The sequence below is a fragment of the Spirosoma sp. KUDC1026 genome (assembly GCF_013375035.1).
Taxonomy (GTDB): Bacteria; Bacteroidota; Bacteroidia; order Cytophagales; family Spirosomataceae; genus Spirosoma.
Genome location: NZ_CP056032.1, coordinates 3,169,247 through 3,194,154, shown reverse-complemented (window position 1 = coordinate 3,194,154; position 24,908 = coordinate 3,169,247). Strand labels below are relative to the sequence as shown.

Annotated in this window: 26 protein-coding genes; 10 read left to right on the top strand and 16 right to left on the bottom strand. The window is 50.9% G+C overall.

Annotated features, from left to right (window positions below; all coding sequences use genetic code 11):
• Positions 1–130 precede the first annotated feature (130 nt).
• A complete protein-coding gene (locus HU175_RS13355; protein WP_176567073.1) occupies positions 131–673 on the bottom strand; it encodes a phage tail protein in 543 nt (180 codons plus the stop codon).
• Positions 674–1,571: 898 nt separating this feature from the next.
• Positions 1,572–1,700: a hypothetical protein gene (locus tag HU175_RS24955; RefSeq protein WP_255432964.1), complete on the bottom strand. Its 129-nt coding sequence runs from the start codon at positions 1,698–1,700 to the stop codon at positions 1,572–1,574.
• Positions 1,701–2,041: 341 nt separating this feature from the next.
• On the opposite strand from HU175_RS24955, the gene HU175_RS13350 reads away from it, so the two are divergent.
• Entirely contained in the window at positions 2,042–2,569 is a 528-nt protein-coding gene (locus HU175_RS13350) for a hypothetical protein (RefSeq protein ID WP_228724153.1), read from the top strand.
• Positions 2,570–2,909: 340 nt separating this feature from the next.
• Positions 2,910–3,563 carry a hypothetical protein gene (locus HU175_RS13345; RefSeq protein ID WP_176567071.1) on the top strand — a complete coding sequence of 218 codons (654 nt, stop codon included), beginning with the start codon at positions 2,910–2,912 and terminating at the stop codon, positions 3,561–3,563.
• 320 nt (positions 3,564–3,883) lie between these two features.
• On the opposite strand, the gene HU175_RS13340 is transcribed toward HU175_RS13345, so the two are convergent.
• The 3 genes from HU175_RS13340 to HU175_RS13330 all read right to left on the bottom strand — a co-directional run bounded on the left by HU175_RS13340 (position 3,884) and on the right by HU175_RS13330 (position 7,467).
• Positions 3,884–4,798, bottom strand: coding sequence for a helix-turn-helix domain-containing protein (locus HU175_RS13340; RefSeq protein WP_176567070.1), 915 nt, complete (start codon positions 4,796–4,798; stop codon positions 3,884–3,886).
• A 53-nt stretch (positions 4,799–4,851) separates the two neighbouring features.
• Positions 4,852–5,715, bottom strand: coding sequence for an SDR family oxidoreductase (locus HU175_RS13335; protein ID WP_176567069.1), 864 nt, complete (start codon positions 5,713–5,715; stop codon positions 4,852–4,854).
• A gap of 918 nt (positions 5,716–6,633) precedes the next feature.
• The gene (locus tag HU175_RS13330) at positions 6,634–7,467 is read right to left on the bottom strand and encodes a hypothetical protein (RefSeq protein WP_176567068.1); all 834 of its coding nucleotides are present in this window, start codon (positions 7,465–7,467) and stop codon (positions 6,634–6,636) included.
• A 509-nt stretch (positions 7,468–7,976) separates the two neighbouring features.
• Here HU175_RS13330 and HU175_RS13325 point away from each other — a divergent pair.
• Positions 7,977–8,603: a helix-turn-helix domain-containing protein gene (locus HU175_RS13325; RefSeq protein ID WP_176567067.1), complete on the top strand. Its 627-nt coding sequence runs from the start codon at positions 7,977–7,979 to the stop codon at positions 8,601–8,603.
• A gap of 112 nt (positions 8,604–8,715) precedes the next feature.
• The gene (locus HU175_RS13320) at positions 8,716–10,050 is read left to right on the top strand and encodes a serine hydrolase domain-containing protein (RefSeq protein WP_176567066.1); all 1,335 of its coding nucleotides are present in this window, start codon (positions 8,716–8,718) and stop codon (positions 10,048–10,050) included.
• Positions 10,051–10,323: 273 nt separating this feature from the next.
• On the opposite strand, the gene HU175_RS13315 is transcribed toward HU175_RS13320, so the two are convergent.
• From HU175_RS13315 to HU175_RS13290, 6 genes are all read right to left on the bottom strand, one after another.
• Positions 10,324–10,575: a DUF3820 family protein gene (locus HU175_RS13315; protein ID WP_176567065.1), complete on the bottom strand. Its 252-nt coding sequence runs from the start codon at positions 10,573–10,575 to the stop codon at positions 10,324–10,326.
• Positions 10,576–10,587: 12 nt separating this feature from the next.
• The gene (locus HU175_RS13310; RefSeq protein WP_176567064.1) at positions 10,588–10,932 is read right to left on the bottom strand and encodes a cupin domain-containing protein; all 345 of its coding nucleotides are present in this window, start codon (positions 10,930–10,932) and stop codon (positions 10,588–10,590) included.
• Positions 10,933–11,017: 85 nt separating this feature from the next.
• Entirely contained in the window at positions 11,018–11,590 is a 573-nt protein-coding gene (locus HU175_RS13305; protein WP_176567063.1) for a hypothetical protein, read from the bottom strand.
• A 40-nt stretch (positions 11,591–11,630) separates the two neighbouring features.
• Positions 11,631–14,045 carry a TonB-dependent receptor gene (locus HU175_RS13300; RefSeq protein ID WP_176567062.1) on the bottom strand — a complete coding sequence of 805 codons (2,415 nt, stop codon included), beginning with the start codon at positions 14,043–14,045 and terminating at the stop codon, positions 11,631–11,633.
• 83 nt (positions 14,046–14,128) lie between these two features.
• Positions 14,129–15,163 carry a DNA polymerase III subunit delta gene (holA, locus tag HU175_RS13295; RefSeq protein ID WP_176567061.1) on the bottom strand — a complete coding sequence of 345 codons (1,035 nt, stop codon included), beginning with the start codon at positions 15,161–15,163 and terminating at the stop codon, positions 14,129–14,131.
• Positions 15,164–15,331: 168 nt separating this feature from the next.
• A complete protein-coding gene (locus HU175_RS13290) occupies positions 15,332–15,868 on the bottom strand; it encodes a DUF421 domain-containing protein (protein ID WP_176567060.1) in 537 nt (178 codons plus the stop codon).
• A gap of 234 nt (positions 15,869–16,102) precedes the next feature.
• On the opposite strand from HU175_RS13290, the gene HU175_RS13285 reads away from it, so the two are divergent.
• A complete protein-coding gene (locus HU175_RS13285; protein WP_176567059.1) occupies positions 16,103–16,432 on the top strand; it encodes a hypothetical protein in 330 nt (109 codons plus the stop codon).
• A gap of 532 nt (positions 16,433–16,964) precedes the next feature.
• Entirely contained in the window at positions 16,965–17,291 is a 327-nt protein-coding gene (locus HU175_RS13280) for a hypothetical protein (RefSeq protein WP_176567058.1), read from the top strand.
• 78 nt (positions 17,292–17,369) lie between these two features.
• On the opposite strand, the gene HU175_RS13275 is transcribed toward HU175_RS13280, so the two are convergent.
• The 5 genes from HU175_RS13275 to HU175_RS13255 form a co-directional block, all read right to left on the bottom strand.
• A complete protein-coding gene (locus HU175_RS13275; RefSeq protein ID WP_176567057.1) occupies positions 17,370–17,963 on the bottom strand; it encodes an ACP phosphodiesterase in 594 nt (197 codons plus the stop codon).
• The gene (locus HU175_RS13270) at positions 17,960–18,490 is read right to left on the bottom strand and encodes a deoxycytidylate deaminase (protein ID WP_176567056.1); all 531 of its coding nucleotides are present in this window, start codon (positions 18,488–18,490) and stop codon (positions 17,960–17,962) included. Before HU175_RS13270 ends, HU175_RS13275 begins: the two co-directional genes overlap by 4 nt.
• Before the next feature lie 47 nt (positions 18,491–18,537).
• A complete protein-coding gene (locus HU175_RS13265; RefSeq protein ID WP_176567055.1) occupies positions 18,538–18,873 on the bottom strand; it encodes a nucleotidyltransferase domain-containing protein in 336 nt (111 codons plus the stop codon).
• A 43-nt stretch (positions 18,874–18,916) separates the two neighbouring features.
• Positions 18,917–20,245, bottom strand: coding sequence for an ABC1 kinase family protein (locus HU175_RS13260; RefSeq protein WP_176567054.1), 1,329 nt, complete (start codon positions 20,243–20,245; stop codon positions 18,917–18,919).
• 116 nt (positions 20,246–20,361) lie between these two features.
• Positions 20,362–21,042 carry a TetR/AcrR family transcriptional regulator gene (locus tag HU175_RS13255; RefSeq protein WP_176567053.1) on the bottom strand — a complete coding sequence of 227 codons (681 nt, stop codon included), beginning with the start codon at positions 21,040–21,042 and terminating at the stop codon, positions 20,362–20,364.
• Between the two features lie 117 nt (positions 21,043–21,159).
• On the opposite strand from HU175_RS13255, the gene HU175_RS13250 reads away from it, so the two are divergent.
• From HU175_RS13250 to HU175_RS13235, 4 genes are all read left to right on the top strand, one after another.
• The gene (locus HU175_RS13250; protein ID WP_228724152.1) at positions 21,160–21,678 is read left to right on the top strand and encodes an ABC transporter permease; all 519 of its coding nucleotides are present in this window, start codon (positions 21,160–21,162) and stop codon (positions 21,676–21,678) included.
• Positions 21,679–21,793: 115 nt separating this feature from the next.
• Positions 21,794–22,339, top strand: a complete 546-nt coding sequence (locus HU175_RS13245) for a hypothetical protein (protein WP_176567052.1) — start codon at positions 21,794–21,796, stop codon at positions 22,337–22,339.
• Between the two features lie 182 nt (positions 22,340–22,521).
• Positions 22,522–23,724 (top strand): hypothetical protein, encoded by a 1,203-nt coding sequence (locus HU175_RS13240; protein ID WP_176567051.1) that lies wholly within the window; start codon positions 22,522–22,524, stop codon positions 23,722–23,724.
• 142 nt (positions 23,725–23,866) lie between these two features.
• Complete coding sequence (locus HU175_RS13235) at positions 23,867–24,901, top strand: DUF2278 family protein (protein WP_176567050.1); 1,035 nt, start codon at positions 23,867–23,869, stop codon at positions 24,899–24,901.
• Positions 24,902–24,908 lie beyond the last annotated feature (7 nt).

The window sequence follows — 24,908 nt, the reverse complement described above, 5'->3', positions numbered from 1 at the left end:
CAATGAAAAAGGTAGACCGTTGACACGTGAACCAAGCTATAGTGTTCTGGTCAGAGACAGATCGCTTACAAGCAGGCACCACGAGTCGGCTTTATGATAGGGTACCGCTCCGTACCTGCCAGACAGCGGTCTAGTCGCGCGGGGGGAATATGCCTTCCAGACAGATGATGTAATTCATACCCGTGTAAGGGGGCATGATGTCCAGCGGTTGGTTTCCTCCGATCGTACCGATGCTGCTTGGTGCCAATGTCGTAAGATTGCTGACGGGCCCGTAAGCTTGAACACTCACGCTTCCGCCCTCGGACGTTGTTCCCTCAGGGACCGCCAGTACCTGCGTGTTGTTAGGTAATCCAGAGCCATACTGCATCGACACCATCTGCGGGTGGCTATGCATTGGTAACTGCGCGGTTGTCATGGTCACGCTGGCTGACCCAGCCATTTGACCGGATACCACCGGTGGCAAACCAGGACCATAACCTGCCCCTACCGGTACGCGGCTCCGCAGATCTGGCAATGCGAACGTAGTCTGTCCATTACCACCATAGGTGGTGCCCAGAATCGCGAAAAGGGCGTTGTATTGAGCGATAGAAAGGAGCTGCCCCTGGCAAAACATCCAGCCACGGGGGGCAAAGTTGCCCGCGAATAATTTTACAATACCGATGTACTCGTCCATACGTAGAAAAAGGGTTGAAAGGTGAAAGGAATTAGAACTGATTAAGATTAGTAGTTATGGGTACTTGTAGCTTGAATTACAGCAATTTAACCCCATAGCGTAAGCGTTTTATTCTGTTTATTCTGCAGCTATCAGCTCGCAATCGCTGGTTTAGATACACTGATTAATAGCAGAAGCATTACCTATATCTGGGCGTCATTTAAGAACAATACCCCTACGCGTCATTGTCTCGATTTAAACACATGGCCATGACTAGACTAGTATAGCAAGGCTACAATCGATTTAGATAATGCCATCGGAGACCGGGGGAGTATTCACATACCCGTCGGCGGAGTAGTCAGTCGATAATCCCGCAAGAAGAAGTAGAGTTTTTTTAAGATAGAACGGATAGAGTCGTTTAGGTTTCAGGCGGGTCACTCTATCAATTGTTACCAATTTTGTACTAAAATATAAAATCGGTAACAATTGATTTAACAGTAAGCCTTTACAGTAATAAAACTACTACCTAAAGTCACTTATATTGCTATAAATGTTGTCAGTGTGCCACCAGCCGTGGTGAGCGACCCGAATTTGGAGGTGAATACATGAAAAAGAATACCTTCGGGTCTCAGAACGCCCTGCTTCTCCAGCCGAAAGCGTTACTTTCTTTAATCTATGAACGACCGGTAAAGCCATTTTTGAGTCTTTTTCCAGGTGTCAATAAGCCTGTAAACGTTCATGCTGATAGATAGGAATGAGTGCACCTTGACGATTTTGCTCTAGTACCCTTGCGAGTGGTTTCCAGGCATATCAGCTGTCATCTCTGTCTGGGAGGGAAAAGCAATGGATTGCCTGTACAGTAAAGGTTGAGCAACCCATTGCTTTTTGGGCCTTCTGGGTAATTAATCTGCAGCAGGACCTAGAAAATCGTACCAGGAACGCTGTGAATCAGTTCTTTCTTGTAGTCAACACCCGGCTTCTGGTGGAGAGTATGATGCGACGTACCATATCCTGACGGATTCATCTTCCACCAACTAGCAATATGCATTTCCTCAAACTTATACCTGCTAGTTCAACGCGCATCATTACGTAGTCCGCGCTGGCTTAACACACGCAACTTATTGAGCTGACATTAAAGAATGTTAATGTTGCCCAGCTTTCGAAAACTGGTAATATTGCCAACCGACACGAAGCCGTCAGGCTGGCAATGGCAGAACAGACAACGGTAGCAACAAATAGCGGATGTCAGTTTGTTGGTGACAGGTCGGTCATAACGGACACCCAAATTTCGCAATGAAAATATACCTGTTTGTTCTACTTAGCGCCATCAGCTTATGTAGGGCCCACGCCCAGTCAACGGCAGACTCAACAGTCAACCGAGCTAATATTTTGAAAATTAATCCACTGAGTCTTATTGTCGGCGACGTATCTGCGTTTTATGAACGGATGCTGACCAAACGTGCATCGCTGGTGGGTGGGGTGGGCTTCGGTTCGGCAACGTTTGAATATCATAACGCCAACAACCCTACGTCGAGATTATTTTACTACAAACGGGTTACACTAGAATACCGGCACTATTTCCCCCGTCGTCCTTTTTCCCCCACTGGCTTTTACGCAGGCGTATACGGTCGCTATTCCGGGCTCAAGCTCGACGACTATCAGTTCGACAATCAGGGTACTATTATTCGAGACCCAAGCGGTAAGTTAGTCAGGGCTATCCAGCAGCTTTACGTCTGGATGCCCGGCGCTATGGCTGGTGTACAGACCGGCACCCCGCGAGTAGTGGTCGATTTGTTTCTGGGACTTCACTATCAACTACCGACTAGCAGTCCCCCTCTCAAGGCAATCCTGCCCGAACAGATGAGCCGGAAAGGATTTACTCCACGCTTTGGGCTGACCTTGGGCTATCGGTTTTGATGATGAGATGGTGTATAGGCTGACACTCAGCCCACGCAGAAGATTTTTTACTCGCCAGTATAGTAATCGGCTGACTGGGTTGAATCAATCGATAAAGGGGAACATTGAATGCGATTAAAAAAAGGGCACAAATCACGGTCTGCCGTTGCGACCGTCCGCGGCTGCGACCGTCCGCGGCCGCGGTCACGACTTGAAGAGCCGCATCTAAAACAAATGCCCCAATTTAGGATGCATATATCTAACTAATATTCGCGCGTCTCCGGTCGGCGAGCCTCTTGTGAGAAAACTTCGTTCATAGTAGCTTGCTCAGTAACGTGTAGATTTGTCAATCCACATCCTGATGACCAACTCATTAGCAATCAGCCGCTTCTACCTTACCCTGGTTCCTTTTTTAGCCGCTGCTGTGGCTTTAGGCATCGGACGTAGCAAACCTCAACTCTATCTACCCATCTGGCTGGCCCATGCACTCCTGATGGCATTCGCTGTTTGGCGGTTGGGAAAGAACTGCTTCACCAGTCCCGATCCTGAGCAAAGGCAACTCAGCACCATTGCCCTGTTGGTCATCATTCCCTGGATCGGGTTTACCGTTTTTGCGGGTATGGGACCTCCCCCTACTTCTATACCCGAATGGGTCGAGACGGCTACCGAACAACAGATCCGCTATGCCCTACTAATCGCGGGAGGAATGCTGATCACGGTCGGGTTAGCCTTGCTGGTTAACAAACTCCGCCAGAGTGGAGAAAAGCAATACTGGTTACTTGGTTTACTGGCGATGGGCATCGCCCTGCCTTTATTTATCCTCAACATGTCCTATTGGGGTAGCTTTCTAGTCGAATCGTTCACCAACTTTTCGGCTGCTTCAGTAGCGAAACGGCCCGATTGGTACTTGTCCATACGTGCGCTTTTTAGATGGGATTGGCAGTGTGGAGGTAGCTCTTTTATATTTGGCTACGGCTGCGTTGGGGTTAGCCTTACGATCAGTTGGCTGGTTTAAGTCAACGGCTTGTCGTCTTTATGTGGTTTTCAGTCTGGTCGGCGCTTTATTGAGTGTGCTACCATCGTTTTCGTTTGAACCGATCGGGATTGTCACCTACTTAGTGTCTATCCCTGCTTTTCCTTTCATCATCCCCTATTTGATGGCACTTAATTTGTTGAACTTAGCCAATCGTAATCCCAAAACGGATCGATAAAGTTAATCTGCTAAGACTCACTGGTTTCATTTGGGAGCGTCTTTTGAGAATATTTTACGGTGTTCGTCTTCCGTTTTAATAACTGTCCATCAAAGCCGTATATACTACGGTTTTAGAGCTTGGCTTAATTGAATGAATGACGAAATTCTAGCGGGGAAGAACTGGTCTTGCTCTTGAACAACTTACTGAAAGACTGTGGGTGCCCGAACCCCAATTCATAAGCAATCTCACTGACCGATAACGTACTCGTGGATAGCAGCTCTTTGGCTTGTTTAATTAGCCTATCGTGAATATGCTGTTGGGGTGATTGCCCCGTTATCGTTTTCATCAAATTGCTCAGGTACGTAGGGGATAGACTGAGTTGCTCAGCCATATACCCCACCGTTGGCAAACCGGTTTTCAGCAGTTCGCCACCCACAATATAAGTCTCCAAGGCGGCCTCAAATCGATCAAGAAGTTCATGGTTAATGATCCTACGGGTGATAAACTGCCGTTGGTAATACCGGTCCGCATAGTTGAGCAACACCTCCAGTTGAGCGATAATAATGTTTTGGCTGAACTTATCGATGGGCCCCTGGTATTCCCGCTGAATCTGCTGGATAATACCAACGATTGTTGATTCCTCCGTTTCAGACAAGAACAGGGCCTCACGAATCGAATAGTTGAAATAGTCGTACTGTCGAATCCCTTTGGCCAAAGGAGTATGCCACAAAAAATCAGGGTGAATCATCAGCAGCCAACCTGTATGCTCGTGTAATTCATCCGCCCTAACGCTAAGCACTTGACCGGGAGCTAGAAAGACCATTACCCCTTCGTCGAAATCATACGGCTGTTGGCCGTAGTACATTCGGCCCGTAAAATTCCATTTTAGTGCAATCGAATAGAAGTTATTAACAATGCTCTTAGGCTGCTCAAGCCGCTTTGGTTTGATGTCCTCAAACCGGACTACACTAATAAGCGGATGGGCTGGTTTAGGCAAGCCCGCCAGCTGATGATAGGCAGCCAGGGTAGCAATTCGGTGAATTGTTTCGGTTGGCATAAGTAAACAGGCATATTGCTGACTTCAACTTGACTAAAGGCAGTTCCTATGTGTTATCTGTTGTATAACAACATTAATCCTTGATTGAGGCTAGTCGGCTTTCGGCCCAGCAGCTTTTCCAAATCGGGGCTTATAATGTCTTCTTGGCCATTGGCGATGTCGGTTATAAAACCAGTGATTCGACGGGCTACCACATCAGACAAACCGCGTCCGATTAGTTGTGTTTCAAAAGTGGCCGGTTCTGCTGGAGTATAAGTTACTGGTTTGCCAGATAGGTCGGTCAGCACGGCAGCTACGTCATAAAACGAGTATGACTCACTGTTAGTTAAGTGGTACGTCATGTTGCCTTCGTCATTAATAGCCAAAGCATTAGCTATGGCTTCACCCATTTCACTACGTAGCGCCAGCGCAACTCTACCCCGCCCAGCTGGTAAATGGATACCCCGCTCGAAAACAGCATCACCACCCACAAACTGCGGAATAGCATCCATGTACAGGATGTTCTGAAACAGCGTGTAGGACAGTCCACTAGCTTTGATGTAGTCCTCCGTCTGAAAGTGGCCTATCATCAACTGATTGGTCAGCGTTGCCGGGTCTTTCAGCGCTCGGCTCGTATACATAATCCGTCGAACCCCCGCTTTTTTAGCTGCATTGACAACATTCTGGTGTTGACTCACTCGATTTTCTTCATCTGTACCCGCAATCAAGAGGACTGTCTCGATCCCCTGCATAGCTTTGTTGAGCGCGTCAATGTCGTCATAGGTACCCAGGCGGATTGTTACACCCTGTTTGATCAGATTGACTGCTTTGGTTTCGTTTCGCACAAAGGCGGCAATCTGGCTGGCTGGCACGTTTAGTAACAGTTGGTGAATGACGGCAGTACCCAGCTGGCCCGTAGCTCCAGTTATTAAGATCATAGTCTTATTTTGGTTTGGTTAAGACAAAGATCTCCTATAGCCCACCTACGCTCGTAGCTTAATTTATGGTTATTGTAGCCGAATTAATGATCAGGCAACCTGTGGACTTGCTACATTTGACCGGAGACTACTTTTAGGCAGATTTGGAGCAAAATTCAATTTAACCATGACTAAACAGCCGCAACGGCGGACCGTGTGTGTTTGATGAAGCCTTTAAAGAGATGGCCACGCGCCGGCGGGCCGGTCGAATTATCGTATGTTAAAGGCTTGATCCAGGATGCAGCCTGTGAACCGGGTATCGATCCGGACCCAATCAGTAAGTGACGATAACGCTCCCCAAAAACGGATCAATCTCTATCTACCAACACCACCCTTACTCCTGAACAGCAACAGATCCGACGGTTGCAACGAGAGCCGAAAGAAGCTCAGTTGGAAGGCAATATAGCAAAGAAGGCCATCAGTATCCTCTCCAGGGCCGACGAGAGATATTCCAGTTTATAAAAGAGAACATTTGTTTCCCGTTGAGAAGATGTGTACAGTGCTGAAGATGAATAATAATGGCTATTACTATTGGCGCAAGCATCCCGTCGACATTAGGCAACAAAACCAGCATGAGTTGGTGAACCACATTCGCAGGGTGCACAAGCGGGAAAAGCGGAATTAATCAAGAACGTGGTTGAGGACTGAGTCTAGCCGGGTAAGCTATTTCCTTCCAACCATTGAACAGGCGTATTTTAGGCGAGCGGCAATTATCAAGGCTGGTGGAAAAAAGAGAAAGGGGAAGCTAACCATTAATGCTCAGCTTCCCCTTTCTCCTACGAATACACGTTAATCTTGACCAATAAGCAATATTGGGTGACTCCGTTGCAATGCTTTCCTACTGCACGCTCATTTTAGACATGCACTTTTCTGCACCGATCAGTATGATTCGTAGTTATATGTTAACGTTTCGATAACTGATCCGTTGTAAGTCGCTGTCCGTTTCGTTGGTAGACCCTGCCCATTATACTCATAGGCATAGGTTGTCAAACCTGAGTTGAAGTTCTTTTGTGATGCGTTCGTCTTGGTCAGAACGTTATTCCGACTTAGTCGCTGGGTATTACTAACCGTAGGGTCCAGCAAGCCGAAAAGCGGATTTGGCCTGTCATCGTAGGTATAGGTAACCGTACCAGTATCTCCTCGGCCAGCGGAGTACGAATATTGTTCAGCTGTGATATTATCACCGGTAGTTGTATACTTGAAGGTATTGACATCGGTTCCACTGCCAACTTCAGAATACTCAGTTAGTTGCTGGCTGGCATTGAAGGTATAGTTGTAATTCCGTACGACGTTTGAGGTGTAGATTTTTGAGTTTAAAAGGCCATACTTGGTCGTAGCGAAACTAGTTCCAGTTGGCATTGATGGGTATGGAGTAATCGTGCCATCGCGCTGGTCAGCGGAGTTTGGATACTCCAAGTACAACGTTCTGGTATCGTTGCTAACGTAAGTATACTTCTGCTGAGGATCACCATAAGCAATGATGGCCAGAGTATTCACTCCTGCAACAGCACGATTAATGGATACGGGTCGATTCTGACTATCGTAGCTGTAGGTATACAAGTAAGCAGCGGTACCCGTGGGGGTGGCACTCTGAAGTGACTGAAGACGAAGGCGGGCGGGCGAGGCAGGGCCACCTAGCCGGTGGTCGGTGCAGGAAAAAAGGCTCACTGCCAGGAGCAGCGTGAAGAATGAAGTACTTAGACTGAGTTTCATTGTGTATTGATTAATACCAGCGCAATAGTAATCAATTAGACCAAACGGGCACATAGGCCGGTACTTTACTGATTCAGTGGGGCTTTACTGAGTCAGTTTTGCTCCATTTCAATAGCTAATTTTGTCACTCAGGATTGACGGACGAGAGACTTCCCATTCGTTCAAGCGCAATTCCTCGGGCTAAATACTTTTTTATTAAGCACCAAATTACCAATACTCAGATTTTCCTTCGTCTCACAGATGAGCGTATTATGAGAATATTTAAATCAGTTATCGCAATCTGTTTTAAAAGCATTCATCAAGGATTAGGTGATGTTATTGGCACGTATTCTCACTAGCCGCACCTACTCAGGGCAAAGGAATAGTCATGTATCAGCTTCTTGCGGATCGAGGGCTTGACATCGGCTTGGGCCAGGGCAAACGCTACGTGACGGCATTGAAATAAGTCGCTGCAGGAGGCCAAGTGACAGACACTTATGAATAGCTTTGGGCCTAAATTCTATGGGCCAATGGAAAGTAGTTCCACCTCAAGGCGCAATGCCGCTACGCAAAGCCAGGAGATAAGCAGCCGGGTCAAAACCTATCGTCGGCAGCGTAACCTTTCTCAGGAAGAGCTCGCCGACTTAGCGGGGCTATCTCTACGCACCATTCAACGAATCGAAAAGGGTGAATCGGTGGGTAGCGCCTATACGTTGCGCACCCTGGCAGGCGCTTTACAGCTAAGTCTGGAAGACTTGATGGCTCCCCAATCACCACCCAGCACCGTTCCAAACCCAGCCAGCTTACACTACCTGCTTAAGCTAAACTGGAGCGCCTTAATCGGTATCATCCTGCCACTGGCCAATATTGTCATACCGGCCATCCTGCTTTGGCGCAACCGACACGATCAACTGGTTCGACAGCGCGGGCAGCAGATTGTTAGCTTTCAGCTTATTTGGACGATGAGTACTCTGTTGATGATGCTGGTTATCCCCTTACTATCGGCGGGATTGTCTTTCCCGGTAGGTATGCCTTTTCCCTTATTTATCCTCGTCTATGTGATTTGTCTGGGCGTTAATCTATTCGTCACCTTCCGCATTGCCCTGCAACTGCCCAACCCACCCTCATTCCTCGGTAAGTTGCCTGCTATGCTCTGAATCAGCCTTGTCATAGCATTGGCGGGAAAATGTCATACCTCTTCTTTAGGGGATTGGACTCGGGGCATCGAGATTTGCCAACCTAATCCGGTTCGGCAATCGATCATCGCTTATGAGTAACAAACGTGTATTTTTTCTCCTGGTCATGAGTTGGGCTTTTTGCGCCAACGCTCAGCCCGTCAAGCAACAAATTGAAAAGCTAGTCGATACCTATGCTGCGTTAGGCAAATTTAACGGCAGCATTCTGGTGGCCGCTCAGGGTAAACTCTTACTGAATAAGGGCTATGGCTACAAGGATATCAAACAGAAAACGTTCAATGATCCCCATACTATTTACCAGATTGCTTCCCTCACCAAGTCCTTTACGGCTACCCTTATCTTAAAGCTAGTCGAATCAAACCGCCTGGCCTTAACCGATAAAGTCAGTCAGTTTTATCCCGACTTGCCCAAAGGCGATAGCATTACGATTGACCAATTATTATCCCATACATCCGGCCTTTCGGACGACGACTCGAACACCAGAACGAAAACGTATCCCGGTTCCGAGGAAGCTAAATTTTTGGTAGCCCTGCGAGAGCGACCCTTGGATTTTATCCCTGGAACGGACTGGAAGTACAGTAATGCAGGCTACATCTTGCTGGGGTATATTATTGAACATGTATCCGGCATGAGCTACTATGAGGCCGTCCGAACCTACCTGTTTTCTCCGCTTGGGATGAACCACAGTGGGTTTGATTTTATTGGCCTGTCGAGTCCCAATAAGGCAACGGGTTATTGGGAGTTCCCCCAAAACGATACGGCTCGTGCAGCCACCCTGATTGACTATAGAGGCCCCCGTGCCGCCGGAGCCATCTATTCCACAACCGGTGATCTCTACCAATGGCATCAGGGCTTACAGGGGGGTAAACTAATCAGTTCATCGTTACTCAACCGGGCGTACACCCCCGTCAAGAACAACTATGGCTATGGTTGGATGATCGATTCAGTGGGTCGGACAAAAGTGGTTTGGCACAGTGGTGATATCTGGGGCTTCAAATCCGAGTTGGCTCGTGTCCCCGCCGATGACATCTGTATCATTATGCTCAACAACATGGAAGACGTGGATTTGCATATCATCACGCGCAAAATCCTGGCGATTCTTTATCACCAACCTTACCAATGGCCCGCCCGCACTAGAATTCAGTTAAGCACTAGGGTGTTGCAAGCGTATATAGGAGAGTACCAATTACGGCCAGGGGAATGGATTAAAGTAAGCCTTGATGGCCATCGTCTAACGGCCACTACGACGCGCAAACAAGAGTTGTATGCCCAAAAGGAGGATTATTTTTTATTGGATGATGGCCGTGAACAACTCGGGGTTGTTTTTAACCGGAATTCCTTGGGCTTAGTGACGGATTTGTCGTTTAGTCTTGGCGAACGTAAAGTAATCTGTCCCAAAAAGGAATAGGTGTCTGCTATGTGCGTCACGACTTCATCCGACAAGCTACTCTGTTATGTCGCTGGACCAATTCTCAATACTGAATCGTCTCTTTTAAGGCCCCTCCTGTGCGATGGTCGGCGAACCTGAACCAGTGGCGTTAACTTTATCTCCTCTTGGTCTCTAATTGTCATCCGTCGGGCGGTTCCGTCACGAAACAACGTATAATTTCGAGTACTATAGCTGAGTTTGTGAGACTGATTTTCCTCGTTTAAGCCCTATTACCGTTTCGAACAGGATCATTCATTTAAATGACCGTTTGGCCTGCTGCTGTAATTCGGCGAGTAGATACTCAAGACCGTTCAGCCGGATTTCGTGCATCGTCTGCAAAAGCTGCCCCAGTTTACCCGCGGGAAAACCCTTCTTGGCGAACCACTCCAGGTACGAAACGGGCAAAGTCCGAATTAGCTGCCCTTTGTGTTTGCCGAAGGGCATTTCGTAATGCAGCAATTCAAGTAATAACTGTGGGTTTCCGTTCGGTTGATCAGACATCATCGTGTCGTAGTGTTAGGCATTCTCGGTATAAAATATGGCCAGCCAAACCGTATGGGTATCTTCCTTCGTCCACGTCACCCGGTGACGAACGTGAGCAGGGATATTAATGTACGTTCCCGGTACCAGATAAATATCATGGTCGTCCCCTTCCAACCGCAAACGGGCTTCCCCCTGTAAAACGACAACCCATTCGGACTCCGCCTGATCGTACCAAAAGTCAGGTGGCGACGCCTGCCCCTGCGATACAATCCGCTCAACCCGAAAGTTACCACCCGTCAGCAAATCGGTCATCAATTCTTCCGGCAGTAGGTTCGGAATGGCTGCGTAAAGATTGCCAGTTGACACAGGTGAAGGCATAAGGGCTAAATGGAATAGTTGCTGACTTACCGCAAACCTACCCATTTAGCCCTTACCAAAAAATGTGTTCCGTGCGTACGCTACCTTATCGGATCACCACCGGAAAGGTTACGTCCAGGTCCGATGAACCCGGGGTGGCCGTACCGTTTTTTGTGTTTGGCTGGTGACGTAGCACGACGTTCAGGTTACCAGTACTGGCCGTACCGGTCCGGACGCTGGTCGTAATACCAATTGGATATGGGCCGGGCGACGGGTTAGTATCCCGGTCGGTAGCCGTTACCGTAAGCGAAGCCGGAGAACTGGTTGCCGGGGTGTACGTGTAAACAAACAGGTGCTCGTTAGCTTCTTCCCGGATTTCGTCGGTTTGGTTAACGTTCGGCGTTTTCGACTTATCCAGCAACGTAATCGCGCCGTTGTAGGTCGTGTTAACTTTCAAATTTAACGTAGCGTTGGTTACGTTAGGCTGCGCGTTACCAATGCCGTCGATGGTGGCGGTTACGACTTCCGTTGGTGCGGCCGTGTTCGTTAGCGACAAGGTCGCCGTGGTGATTCGTTCGTTGTCATCGGTTGGTGTCGGGTTTTCTTCATCCCGGTTACAGGCCGTCATTAGGACAGCAACAGGCAACATGAATACAACTGCTTTTTTTAAAGGCTGCATAGCGTAAGTAAATTAACGTGAAACAAATAGAAAAGCTCGGTCAGGTGTGCTGCCCAAACGACAGAGGGACCTTGATTTTTAGCATGATATTCCGGCCCGGCGCATCGGCGAAATAGCGAAACCGGTCCAGATAATCGCGGTACACCTGGTTTAGCAGGTTACTCCCGCTTAGAATGACATTGATCAATTGCTTTCCGGCTCGCCACGAGAACCCGGCCTCGGCACCCAGCAGGGTATAGGCTGGCGGAGGTGGTGCAAAATCGCCGGTAAAGATCAATTGCCCATTCTCCTGCCGTTGCGTAACGGCGGGCGCTCGGTTCTGCCGGGCTACATATAGTACATTAGCACTGATGTAAGCTCCGGAAATACGTCGCAAACTCGTTTCAGGGTCGGCTGTCAGCGCGTAACGCAGTCCGTTATCCGTTCGGTTTGGGGGAATATACACCAGGTAATCCCGGTTGGTCTGGTCGTAGGCGAAAAGCAATGACGTCTTAGACGTAAAGCTCAGGCGACTTGTCAGGTTGTACCGAATTGTGGCATCGAGCCCCCGGAACGTAGCGCGTACCTGGTCATACGAATAGGCAGGGAACGCTCCCCGCTGCCGCACGATGGGCACTGAATCCGGCTTCAAATAGATGTAATTGTTAATCAGGTTATTGTACAGATTTACATCAGCAGACAGTCGTTTGCCGGTATACGTCAAGACGATATTACCGTTGTAGGCCTGTTCGGGATTCAGGTTGGGATTGCCCCGTTCGTAGGCAACGGCGCTCTGGTGCAGTCCGTCGGAATACAGATCACTGACGTTGGGCGCGCGCCAGGCTGTACTCAGGTTAGCGGCCAGGCTCAGTTGGGGACTGAACTGATACGTAGCGCCGAGCGAGCCTGTTACGTTATCCCAGTCGTGGGTTTGGCTAGTAACCCGGTTGGTTGATTCGTCCAGGAAGAAAGCGCGCAGCCAGCGGTAGTCATAGCGGAGTCCGCCTTCTATCGTCCAGCGATCGCGGGCGTAGCGCTCGATGGCGAACAGCCCCGCGCCGTAGTTTCGGTAGTTTGGAATCAGAAACAGATAGCGCCGAACGTTGCCCTGCGTCAGGCCCGTCAGGCCAACGCTCCCGGAAAAATTACCGCCACCGGCCGTCTTAACGGGTGCATGTTCCCAGATCAGGTCGGCAGTTTCGGTGGTTAGTTTGAGATAAAGCTCCGGGTCCGTAATGCGGCTGAACGACAGAAAATCGTACTCCCGCCGAACGTTCTGCTGCTGGGCCACGGTAGCCGTCAGCGTTCCCCACCGATCGGAATGCAAAAAAGCCCGTACTTTTAACAAATTATGCTGCACCTCCTGATACGGTCTGCCCAGCGCGTAGGAGAATCCGGGCTGAACGAGAGGCTCCGGTCGGGCGATGGCCGCGTAGAAATCAGCCAGGCTGCCCACCTGCGCCCCGGTGAACAAGCCGACGGTAGCATTATACTGACTAAAGAATACTTCTACGCCCCCCCGCCGACGGGTGTAGTTCACCGTTCCCGAAAAGTCGTTCTCGCGGTAGCTGCTGTTTTCGAGGTAGTAAGTGGGTGTTTTCGTGTAACCAACGCGTTTCAACGTTCCCTGCAGGCGCCAGCTTAGCCCCGTCAGCTTCTGGCCAAACGCCTGTTCGAGCAGCCCCGATACGGTTCCTTGTCGCCCGTTGGTACCACCTACCAAGTTTACCTCGCCACCCACACCAGGCGCGGTCGGCATGGCTTTGGGCTCCACCAGAATAACGCCCCCGATGGCATCAGAGCCGTACCGAATACTGGCAGCGCCTTTGATTACCGTCAGGCGAGCGGCCAGGAACGGGTCGATCTGGGGGGCGTGTTCGGTGCCCCACTGCTGGTCTTCCTGCCGGACGCCGTTGTTCAACGTAACGATTCGGTTGCTGTAGAGCCCGTGAATAACTGGTTTGGAGATGGATGGACCGGTTTGAATCGAGTACAGACCGGGCAGCGTTTTCAGACTCTCCCCCAGCGACTGTCCCCGCGTAGCATCGAGACTATTTCCCGACAGAGCTGCCTGTACCTGCAGCAGTTGCTGCGCTTCGGACCGGCGTTCGGTCACGACAACCTCCTTCAACGTCTGGTTGTCGGGCTTGAGTAGCACAGGGGGTAACGTAACCAGCGAATCGGTACCGACGGTTACCTGTATCGTCTTTTTCTCGTAGCCAATAAACTGGTATTCGAGGGTGTAGGTACCGGAGCAGATATTGATCAGCCGAATATAACCGGCGGTATCGGCCACGGCGCCGGTCGCCAGTTCCCGCACGTAAACGGCAGCACCCGTCAGTGGCTCGCGATTATCCTGGCCAAGCACTTGGCTGGTCAGCGTCGTTGCACAGGGGGACTGGGCGTAGCTGCGCTCGGTCTGCCCAACGCATACCAGTACAACCAGCCAACCAACAACGTACGTCCTCCAATTCATTTGCTACCGCAGCGCATCTTCTGTGTTTGACCACAACATATCATGCAACCACGTTGCAAATATAGCAAAGAAATGAATCGGACCTAATGCAGTACGTCGAATACCAGTTCGCGCAGGATGTCACCTTCGGTCAGCGTGGGTGCGTCGATGCCTTTGCTGCGGGCGTCGGCCCGGCGGATGGCGTGAATGATATCCGCCACTTTATTCATCGGGAACGTCCGGGCTGCGGTCAGGTAGTCTTTCACGAAAAACGGGTTGATCCCCAGCAGTGAGGCCAGCCCTTTGTCGCTCTGGTCTTTGGACGCCTGCACCATCAGCACCTTGCTGAAATAGCCGAACAGCTGCGCCAGGATCACCACCAGCGGGTTGTCTTTAGGGTTACGGGCAAAATAATCGACGATGCGATTCGCTTTCACTACGTCACGCTGGGTCAGTGCTTTTTGCAGTTCGAAAACGTTGTATTCCTTGCTGATCCCCACCAGGCGTTCGACCGTATTGGCTGAGATTTCCTCGCCAACGTGGAGGTTGATCAGAATCTTATCAATTTCTCCTGCCAGCCGTTTGAGGTCATTGCCGATGTGGTCGGCCAGGAGCTGGCAGGCTTTGGGACTCACTTTGGCCCCCTGTTCGCGGCAGTACTCCCCTACCCAGTCGGGCACTTTGTTGTCGTACAGCTTTTTGACACTCAGCAATTTGCCTTTGTTGCCAAACGCTTTGACCCAGGCTTTTCGCTCGTCCAGCCCCGGCTTTCCTTCTTCTTTTGTATAGCACAGCATCAGGATTGTACTCGACAGCGGATTGAGCGCGTAGTCTTCGAGCAGTGTCTGAGCTGATTTGTCGCCGATGCCGTTGAGTTGCTGAGCTTCTTTCACGAGCACCAGCTGCCGTTCGGCCATGAACGGATACCGGCGGGCGTAGTTCAGCACCGCCCCCACGTCGGCGTCCTTGCCGAAGAGAACAAACTGATTGAAACCGCGCTCGGCTACGGGTACGGCCACTTTTTCCAGTTCCTCGGCAATACGGTCAATGTAGTACGGCTCGTCGCCGTGAATCAGGTAAACAGGGGCAATTCGCTTGTTGCGAATATCTTTCAGAAGGGTATCGACGGCGGCAATCAAAACAGAATCGGAGAAAAAGCGAGCGCGCCCGGTACGCAGGACGCTGGTAACCTAACATATTTCAGGGCAAAATAATCCTTCACCCCGCCCGTCTGCAAATCTTCTGGCTTTTCAATTTCTGATTTTAACCAATCTCTCCGGCAGCCCCCACGCCGTAGTCGATCGTTACTACAGCTTTCGAACGTCTTTCAGGCTGGATTCCTGCTGTCGTGCCTCACCCTGAATGACCGTGAACGAGCCATCGGTTTCCAGCACCACAGCCGTTACATCGGGTAGTTGAGCCACCCCGGCGCTGCGCATGGCCGACCGTACGTCATCTTCCGTAACCCGCTCCTGCCGCAGCGCGTTGTTAAGGAACAGTCCCTGATGAAACAGCAATGTAGGCTCACCTTTAATCCGCTTGCGGAACCACGACCAACGTACCGACGACCAGGCCACAGCGTATTGTAGCCCGATCAACAATGCCAGTGCTGTCAGGCCGTCGGCAATTCCGGTCTGCCGCGACACGATGATGGTTGATAACGTCGATCCCAGCGCCACGGTTACGACCAGGTCGAAAGCGCTCATTTTTGACAGAGTCCGTTTTCCCGAAATCCGGACGAAACTTACCAACCCGACGTAAGCGACGACACCGACCACCAGCACCCGCGCAATACTTTCCCAGCCTTTAAAAATCCAATCACTCAGCATCGTCAGTATATCCATCCTGGTATTCGTTAGGTAGTTATCCATACTTAAAACCCGGCCGGGAAACTATATGTTAGCGAGTGTTCGATACCGGAATGACCCACGCTTGCCGTTAGCCAACCCACAAACTGAGCGGAACTAATACAAATCAGCTATTGGGTTGAGAATAGTTACCTTCTGGGGTAACAAACCTCATTACGAATCCGGATCAGGTGCGCTTGTTTTGTCCTGTCAAGAAACAAACAATACGCTATGGCAACGCTCGCACAATCAACTCAATATACCGTTACTAAAAACAGCACCTGGCTCAATCGTTATACTCAGTTCACCACTGCGGCCGAATTTAACCGGCTGGGCTGGGCGGCTACGGCACTTACCATTCAGGGATGCATACTGTCCCCGGTTCACATTCTGCTGATGTCCGTCTACGGCGGGGGCGACTGGCAGTTTCTGGTCAGCATGCTTTGTTTTCTGCTGGTTCTGGTTCCTATTCTGTCAGCACTACCGGTCAAATACATTTTTCCTGCTTTTGGCATCAGCCTGCTGGTTCACCTCAGTATGATCCTGCTCAACCTGCTGTAATTTCCTATTCACACCAGCAACCTTCACCAGCTAATCCAGCCTGTCTCCCGAAAACGATCATCTTAACTACGAATTTTGCGCAGGGACCAAAACGCGGCTCATTATGCCGTTTAACTCGCCCACGACTGGCCGATTATCTTACTGGTACGCGTGCTATTTTCTACCCAAAAATCAGGTCAAATCTGGCGACTTTCCGCTGAGCATCAGGCGATTCGAAAAAAAGTCAAGTGCTCCCTAAAACGGCAGGCTCAAGTTCCATATACCCACGTAGTCGGGCTCGTAAGGAAGAAAAGTGAGGGAAGGCTGGGGATTTAATTCAGTCCTGTTTTTTGGATTTATGTACATTACTCAAAAAACAATCAATAACTGAGCATAATTACTCAACTTAATAAATAGACATTATACTGACAGTCAAATCTTTATCCTCACAATTACTTAAGTTAATTTTACATTAAGACTGCCACAGTTTTGGCAGTTGATACGTAAAGGGTAAAGAATCAAAAATCCATTTGGTTCTTTACCCTTTATTCGCATGAAAAAGCTAATAACAGCGGGCGTTGTGGTTGCCGTAACGCTACTAGGTTACGCTTGTACAAAAACCTCAGACGATACCTTATCACCAGAAACCAGCGCGGCCCGGCTGGGTGGCGTTGCCAGTGGAACTGCTACGGGGCCGCACAGCGGTACGGGGACTCATCCCCATAGTGGCACGGCTACAGGCCCCCATAGCGGAACAGCGACGCCCCCGCATAGCAGCACGGCAACTCATCCTCATAGCGGAACAGCAACGCCCCCGCATAGCGGCACAGGAACACCCCCACACAGACCGGGTAGACCCAAACCAAAACCGGGTCACTAAGCTCTTTTAATGTAGAATCCCCTGCCGGTACGTACCGGCAGGGGATTCTTTTTGGCGCTATCCAAACGAACTGGTCTTCTATGCGTGTCGTCCAACCTCCTGAACATGAGCAACCAATTCGGGCCAAAAATGGTCAAAGCGGTCACCAATGAATTCGTAATGCAGGTTTAGATCAACAATAGCCGTGTCCAGCCCGGACGCGTAAACTGTTCGGCGGGAGATTCCTTTCAGAGAACGGTCGATTCCTTCCAGCGTCTGGTAACCCGTCAGCCAGTCATAACGAACCATGCCGTTGAGCAGTTGTACGGCATGAGCCGGCAGACGAGCGCTGTTTTTCTGCAACGTGCCGTAGAAATAAGCTATAAATGTGTCCAGCGGTTCACCCATCAATGAAGCAAATCGGGTGGCCAGGAAGTGGTCAAAAAAAACATCGACGGCCACGCCTGCGTATTTATGGCAACGGGGATGCAGCAGATCCCGGACGGCGGCCACGTCCGGATGATCGTCGGTGAACGTATCGATAGCCCGGTGCAATCGAACGCCATCAATGACACCGAGTTCCAGCCCATGTCGCTCGCTGGCGGGGTTGCCTTTGATGAAGTCGCCGATGAAATTACCGATCAACCAATCGTCGTTGTGCGCCGACAGACAGGCGTGCGCCAGGATATTCATGCTACCCGTGGGCTTTGCCCAGCCCTGGTCAGTGGTGGCTCCGATACCAGCGTAACGCCTTCGCCCGGTTCGTACCGATCTACCGTCACGCCAAACCGACGTAGGAAATCAACGCCCTCATCGGAGCCAATGCCTTTGTATTCGGCGTAGGAATGCAGGAACACCACGCGCTCAATCTTCATGCTGTAGATGATACGGGCGCAGGCAATACAGGGCGACAATGTTACGTAGATAGTGGCCCCCTCTACCTCCGATTTGTTCTGGACGGCGTAGAGAATGGCGTTTTCCTCGGCATGCAGCGCCAGCGAACAGGATCCTTTTGAATCGCGGGGGCAGCCGACTTCCGGAAATTCTTCGTCGCAGTTGTGCGTCCCGGCGGGAGGGCCATTGTAACCAATGGAAATAATCCGGGTATCGCGGGTTAGTACCGCGCCAACCTGTGCCTTAATGCAGTGAGAGCGTTTGGCCAGGTTAACGGCCAGCTCCATAAAAATATCGTCGAAGCGCGGACGGTGGGTAATCAGCATAAGCGCAAAAATATAAGGAAAGCCGAAGGGTACCAACCGCCCGGCGGTCAGACTGTCGTCGTAACAGGTGCCTGATAGAGTAGCACGCCCACCCGCTGAATATGATCAATCAACTCCGGGTTTGATGCCGTCTGGAGATTCAACAGATCGAATCGATACAATAATTCCAGGTCATCCAGCGCGTTGTGAAGATCGAGCATGGCCCGGTACGTCAGGCCGTTTCCGACAATGGCCAGATCAATATCTGAACCCGTTCGGTACGTCCCCTTTGCCCGGGAACCGTACAACACAACCCGTTCCACTGCCGGATAGGCCGTAAAAACGCTTTGTATCAATCGTACCGTTTCGTCTGACAAACCGTGGTTGTTTTCGTTACTTTTCATAGAGCAAACTAACGAAAACAACCATTTTTACCCAATTAAATCGTTAGAGGACAACTTGCTTCTTCGAGCGAAGCCAGTCAGGGCGGTTCGTTACGACCTCGGCTTTCAGTTCGTTCAGCATGGCATACAGACCATAATACGTCCGGTTCACATAGAGCCCATCCTGCGAACCGCGTGCTACCTTGGAGGTCCGCAGTTCTTCCAGATTAGCCAGTTCCTCGGCGAAGGCATATACCTTGTTAAAATAAACGTCGTCCCCAAAGTCGAACGTATCCGTCAGGAACGGCTCGCCCAGCATCCGGATCATCTGCTTGAACAGCCCCGTAAAGAATACCCGCTCCTTGGGCGAATCGGCCGACGAGAGGAATTCGAGATTCTCGAAAATCTGCATAATCAGCGTATCGTCGTCGATCGTATCGGGGTTGACGAGCTGGAAGTAGTTGGTATAATAAAAATCAGGAATGACTTTTACGCAGCCGAAGTCGATCACGCCCATTGTGCCATCAGGCCGCATCAGGAAATTACCGGGGTGCGGGTCGGCGTGAACCTGTCGCAGCGTGTGAATCTGGAAATCGTAAAAATCCCACAGTGCCTGCCCGATCTGATTACGTATTTCCTGCGATGGGTTCGTTAGCAAAAACTCCTTCAGGTGTAGACCGTCCAGCCAGTCCATCGTCAGAATGCGCTTGGACGAGTACTCCGGGTAATAGGTCGGAAAGATCAGATTGGGGATGGATGCACAGGCGTTGGAAATCTCAATCGACCGCTTTAGCTCCAGATCATAATCCGTTTCTTCCAGCAGCTTTGATTCGACTTCACCCATATAGCGATCAATCTGCTGCTCGTCGAGATTCAGCAGCCGAACGGCCAGTGGCTTGGCGATCTTCAAATCGGAGCTAACCGCATCGGCCACCCCTGGATACTGCACCTTTACGGCAAGTTTTTTCCCGTCTTTCCAGGCCTGGTGCACCTGTCCGATGCTGGCCGCATTGACAGCGTCAATATCGAACTTATCGAATAGCTGCGAGGGGGCTTTCCCAAAGTATGTCCGGAACGTTTTGACAACCAGCGGCCCCGACAGCGGTGGTGCCGAATATTGAGCCATCATGAACTTGTCGGAGTAGGCCACCGGCAGCAGCCCCCGGTCCATACTCAGCATCTGCGCCATCTTGAGGGCCGAGCCTTTCAGCTCGCTCAGCGCGTCGTAGATATCCGCTGCGTTATCCTTGTGCAACTCCTCCCGCGACAGACTGGGGTCGATCAGTTTCTTGCTGTAATGCTTGATATAATTACCGCCAACCTTCACCCCCGCCTTTACAAACTGGCTGGCGCGGGCAACTTTGGTCGTCGGGACGGAATTTTGTGTCTTCATGAACAATGAGTGAAAGAGCGAATGAGTGATTGAGTGAATTTTGCGCCAGTACACCGGTCTCCCGATCCCTATTCGCTCATTCACCGCACCGGCGGCCCGGTCAATTGCTCATTCACTCATTTATTTTGGTACATAAACTTGGCCAGGTCGAAGAGGCTGTCCAGGGGGGAGCGACCAACCAGGTCGAAAGCGGTATTAACGGCTTTTTCGATGGCGGTATCTGTTTTTTCAAAATTCCTGCTGACGTCACGTACCCAGAAATCAAGGATATACAGCGTCTGCCCCCAGAGTGCATCGGGGTAGCGATCGGTCAGAAACGGCCGGGGTTCAACTTCCTTACTTTCGCGGCCTTCGGCCAGCAGGTCACGGGCATAATCCACAAAAGCTTCTTTGAATGGATGCAGCACCCGACTTGTACCGGCCTGCCGCCCCGCCCGTTGCCGCGCTTTGGCAATGGGACTGGCAGCCATCGTTTCCGACCGGAGTTGTCCATAGCTGTAGGTCACGAAGCTGCGCTGCGCTTTCAGCAGCTCAATCCAGGTGTAATAGAACGCCAGTACCTTTTCCCGAACCGAGTATCCCTGGTACGTATCGTCGGCTTCGACTGTAGCTTTGGCATCATTAAAGAGCGATAGCCACACGTCGGCTTCGATCGCGTCAAAGGAGGCATAATCAGTGTAGAAATCAGCTTCGGCCATCTTCAGCTTTTTGGCAAACTGAAAGACGGAAATGGGCTGTTTACCGTTTTCGAGAACGTATTCGACGTACGCTTTACGGATTTTTTCGGGCGTTTCCATATACAAACAGAACGGTATGATCACGGGAAAAGTTTGTGTACGATCACTCAAAAACCATTGCTAAGTGCCGCTCTTTTCGCATAAATTTCGACAAAAGCATTTCGCTTAATTTTTCGCATGAAGAACAATTTACCGGGCCTCTTAATTTTTCTCGGTTTGTGGAGCGTTCAGCCGGCGATGGATCAGGCATCTCACGAGGTCACGACCGATAAACCCGCGGTAGTCAACGGAATTGAATACGGATACGCCATCCGAAACGAAAGCCAAAAGGACGTTGGCAACAAAGGCACTTTCAACCGGTATGAGATCACGGTTTACGTAGCCAACAAAAGCGGATGCACCAAACTAATGTTCCCGAAACAGACCGCCTTTGGGCTGCAGAATCAGGATCTGCTGGCCAACTTCGACTGTCTGAACGCCAATGGAGCGCGCATGACGTCGAAATCAGCTACAGTACGAGCCCGTCCGTTTATAGTGCCCTATTCCACGTCCACCAAAAATGCCGAAGGCAAAACCGTGACGACAACCGTTCAGGTCCAGGCCGGACACATGCTCGAAAACGGCGAGACGGTCTCCGAAAATATTATTGTGTTGGTTCCCGAAGGTGAACTACCCATTATGAAAGTTCGGATGTAAGGTCCGGCAACGGGGTTGGTTCTACACGCCCTTCCGATTACCAACGCCTAGCACTACGTCTGTTTTTCGCTTATTTTTGTCGTAGCAAGAAAAATACGTTCGTAAATCAGTAACTATGAAATTCGTTAACCAGTTGCCTTTCCTTACGCTCTTCTGCCTGACGGCCGTTTTCCTGACTAGTATCCCGAGCTTTGGCCAGTATGGCTACGGCGGTTATGGGAATGGCATGTACGGTGGGGGGATGGGGCGCCGTATGGGTGCTGGCCAGACCAGTGGACTGCCCCCCGCCATACCGAACATAGCCGGTGATCTGGCGAACAAGGAAACCAAGTGGCTGAAAGAGAACCTGAACCTGAGCAAAGAGCAGCTTAAAGACGTCAAGAAGCTCAACAACGAATATGCCAGTCAGCAGCAGGACGCACTCAAAGATATCGTTGGAAAAGGTGGCGGACGCCCGTCGCCGGAAGCGGTCAAGCAGATCCAGGATATGATGCTGATGCTGAACGAAGAGAAAGAAGATCAGCTCAAAACCCTGATAACGCCGGAGCAGTGGACGCTTTATCAGTCCAAGAAGGAAGAGATGCAGAAAGAAATCGGCGGTTTTCGGCCGCCCGCCAAAGGCGTCGCGGTTACACCACCGGCCTCAACCACGAACCCCTAATAGGTTTGAACCCGCTCATCAGTCGATGAGCGGGTTTATTTTTTTAGTATGTTCTGTTGCGCATTGATAAGCTCTCCCTCCAGATTAATAATCATCCAGATCGCTGGTTTAACTTGAGTATAACCGATAAACCATCTTCTTCCAGCATTGTCTAAGGGTCACTATCTACCTACTCTTATGCCATGCTACGCCCTTTTCTTCTCCTCGCTCTTTTTGCCGCTTTGTTAGCTGCGTGCAGCACGGGCAAAACCGCCCTGAACCACGGCCATTTTGATCTGGCCGTAAAACGGGCGTCGTACCGGCTTCAGCAGCCCAAAGGCATCGGCAAACGCGGTTATACGCTGGCTCCCTGGGTGCTTCAGCAGGCTTTTATCCGCGCCTATGAGCAACACCAGACGACAATTCGTCAGCTTTCATCACCCGCCAACACAGCTCCTTTCCGTTGGGAATCGGTATATCAGGCGTACGAAAAACTACAGGCGCTTACCGATGACGCGCACAAGGCTAATCAAGCCCTCGATCGTCGTGTCCTGACCGTATGCGACAGTTGTCCTAACTGGTTAACGGCCTACCCTCTCTCGTACCAGGATCGTCAGCGCGACACGCGGGAGCTAGCCGCGGCCGACCGATACGAAGCCGCTGAACAGGCGTTTGCGTATCGGGAACAAGATCGGTTAGCGGCTAAAGACGCCTATCTGAACTATAAAAAAGCGCTGGATTGGGTACCTGACTATCGGCAGGCAAAAGCAAAATCCGAAGACGCATTCCCCTTCGCCATCTTACGGGTGGTAGTCGAACCATTGGGGCCAACGCGTGACATAAGCCAGTCCGATAATCAGCGTCTAAGTGAAAAAATACTGGATAGACTCGGCCACTCCGAAGCACCGTCTACGTTCGTTCGGCTGTACCCACCAACCGAATCAGCCGGCGATGGCTTTCCGATTCACCAGGCCATTCAGATGCAGGTAACCGATTACGATGCCTATGATGAACGTACGTCCTCGTCCAGCACAACCGTCTACAGCACGCAGGAGTATAAGGTTGGCGAGAAGAAAATCAATGACTCTACCAAAGTAGATATTCTGGAAAAAGCCAAAGGGACCCTCACTACGCACCGGCGGGAAATTCGAGCGGGGCTGGATTTGCGAATGCGGGCCGTTGATACCCAGACGGGGCAGACGCTGTGGGAAGAACCCATCTGGGAGAGCCGCACCTGGCAGACGGAATGGGAGACATTCAGTGGGGACGACCGCGCCCTGAATGGCTACAGCCTGAAAAGTGCCAATTTGTTTCCGCCCTCCCGCTGGTCCTTGTACACCGATATGCGCGATGAACTGGTCGGGGATGTGGTACGTCGATTACGCGTCCGATACAGCCAGGATTAGGTTTTATTCAGGATGGTACGTAACGAACGGCCGGCGATTTATTAGCACTCAGTGAGCCATTCGCTCAGTTAACAAATGGGTAGGCAATGAAATTTGATAGTTTGCCCGCTCAAACGCGTCAAATCGCGCAAACTGCTTTCGTATGCCTCTCCATCGCTATGGAATCCTGAAAGGAAAAGCCGTCGATTCACTGCCCGGTACTACCCGCAGTAACCACTTCCAGATTCGTATTCTGGCCAAGGGCGAAGACCACCGCATCGCTATCAACGTACTTTCGAATGATACGAAGAACCGGGATCTCCAGTTTCTGGTGATCGACTCATTCAAACACCCCGTCTGCGACCGGATCAGAAGCCTTCCCGAAGGGTTTACTGCGGTTGCTTCCGAGCCGGGCGGCATGGCGCTGGATTTCATCCGGGGAAACCTGTTCGACATTAACCAGATGCAGATTCTGCCCCCTTCCCAGGATGGGCCTGACAACGATCTGAATGATAAGATTGGCTTCTACGTCGATCAGGCGAAAGCTCGCCGGGCTGATGTCTATGCCTTTGGCGAGAAGTGGGGCCCCGAAGCCAGCAAACCCGATCAATATTTCGGGTTTCGTCCGGGCAACGGCATCCATGATATTCACATGAACCAGGGTAACCCGCCCGGTCCGCACGCGGGCGATAACGGTGTATGGCAGGACGGGGCCGTGTTGATTCATTTTCCAGAGGATGATCGCTGGGTCGCTTATTTTCTCAAATTCCAGTCGCAGACGGTTCATACCGAAGAGCCCGGCGGAGAAACGCCCGAACCCGGTACCCCAGGTGGCACTCCCGGCGGTACACCAATTGGCGGCACTCCCGAACTAACAAATGGCCTGCGGATTCTGGCGGCTCTGGTCAATCCGGCGGGCGAGGATGCGGGTACTGAGCAGGTGCTGCTCTTTAATCCGCTGTCGAAAGCCGTTTCGCTCGACGGCTGGGGCTTACTGGATTCCCAGAAGCGGAAGGAAACCCTCTCGGGTCAGCTGGCCTCCGGCGAAACCAAGACGGTTCACCTTTCCGGAAAGCAGGCGCAGTTAGCCAATAAAGGGGGGATCATTACGCTGGTGGATCAGGCTGGACTCAAGATTCATGGCGTTAGCTACACCCAGGAGCAGGTCCGTACGCAGGGCGAATGGGTCGTTTTTTAACAAAGCG

Bases quoted from the DNA above. Each gene is read 5' to 3' on its own strand.
- HU175_RS13355 (WP_176567073.1), bottom strand. From the start codon at position 673: ATGGACGAGTACATCGGTATTGTAAAATTATTCGCGGGCAACTTTGCC.
- HU175_RS24955 (WP_255432964.1), bottom strand. From the start codon at position 1,700: ATGCATATTGCTAGTTGGTGGAAGATGAATCCGTCAGGATATGGTACG.
- HU175_RS13345 (WP_176567071.1), top strand. From the start codon at position 2,910: ATGACCAACTCATTAGCAATCAGCCGCTTCTACCTTACCCTGGTTCCT.
- HU175_RS13340 (WP_176567070.1), bottom strand. From the start codon at position 4,798: ATGCCAACCGAAACAATTCACCGAATTGCTACCCTGGCTGCCTATCAT.
- HU175_RS13335 (WP_176567069.1), bottom strand. From the start codon at position 5,715: ATGATCTTAATAACTGGAGCTACGGGCCAGCTGGGTACTGCCGTCATT.
- HU175_RS13330 (WP_176567068.1), bottom strand. From the start codon at position 7,467: ATGAAACTCAGTCTAAGTACTTCATTCTTCACGCTGCTCCTGGCAGTG.
- HU175_RS13325 (WP_176567067.1), top strand. From the start codon at position 7,977: ATGGAAAGTAGTTCCACCTCAAGGCGCAATGCCGCTACGCAAAGCCAG.
- HU175_RS13320 (WP_176567066.1), top strand. From the start codon at position 8,716: ATGAGTAACAAACGTGTATTTTTTCTCCTGGTCATGAGTTGGGCTTTT.
- HU175_RS13315 (WP_176567065.1), bottom strand. From the start codon at position 10,575: ATGATGTCTGATCAACCGAACGGAAACCCACAGTTATTACTTGAATTG.
- HU175_RS13310 (WP_176567064.1), bottom strand. From the start codon at position 10,932: ATGCCTTCACCTGTGTCAACTGGCAATCTTTACGCAGCCATTCCGAAC.
- HU175_RS13305 (WP_176567063.1), bottom strand. From the start codon at position 11,590: ATGCAGCCTTTAAAAAAAGCAGTTGTATTCATGTTGCCTGTTGCTGTC.
- HU175_RS13300 (WP_176567062.1), bottom strand. From the start codon at position 14,045: ATGAATTGGAGGACGTACGTTGTTGGTTGGCTGGTTGTACTGGTATGC.
- HU175_RS13290 (WP_176567060.1), bottom strand. From the start codon at position 15,868: ATGGATATACTGACGATGCTGAGTGATTGGATTTTTAAAGGCTGGGAA.
- HU175_RS13285 (WP_176567059.1), top strand. From the start codon at position 16,103: ATGGCAACGCTCGCACAATCAACTCAATATACCGTTACTAAAAACAGC.
- HU175_RS13280 (WP_176567058.1), top strand. From the start codon at position 16,965: ATGAAAAAGCTAATAACAGCGGGCGTTGTGGTTGCCGTAACGCTACTA.
- HU175_RS13275 (WP_176567057.1), bottom strand. From the start codon at position 17,963: ATGAATATCCTGGCGCACGCCTGTCTGTCGGCGCACAACGACGATTGG.
- HU175_RS13270 (WP_176567056.1), bottom strand. From the start codon at position 18,490: ATGCTGATTACCCACCGTCCGCGCTTCGACGATATTTTTATGGAGCTG.
- HU175_RS13265 (WP_176567055.1), bottom strand. From the start codon at position 18,873: ATGAAAAGTAACGAAAACAACCACGGTTTGTCAGACGAAACGGTACGA.
- HU175_RS13260 (WP_176567054.1), bottom strand. From the start codon at position 20,245: ATGAAGACACAAAATTCCGTCCCGACGACCAAAGTTGCCCGCGCCAGC.
- HU175_RS13255 (WP_176567053.1), bottom strand. From the start codon at position 21,042: ATGGAAACGCCCGAAAAAATCCGTAAAGCGTACGTCGAATACGTTCTC.
- HU175_RS13250 (WP_228724152.1), top strand. From the start codon at position 21,160: ATGAAGAACAATTTACCGGGCCTCTTAATTTTTCTCGGTTTGTGGAGC.
- HU175_RS13245 (WP_176567052.1), top strand. From the start codon at position 21,794: ATGAAATTCGTTAACCAGTTGCCTTTCCTTACGCTCTTCTGCCTGACG.
- HU175_RS13240 (WP_176567051.1), top strand. From the start codon at position 22,522: ATGCTACGCCCTTTTCTTCTCCTCGCTCTTTTTGCCGCTTTGTTAGCT.
- HU175_RS13235 (WP_176567050.1), top strand. From the start codon at position 23,867: ATGCCTCTCCATCGCTATGGAATCCTGAAAGGAAAAGCCGTCGATTCA.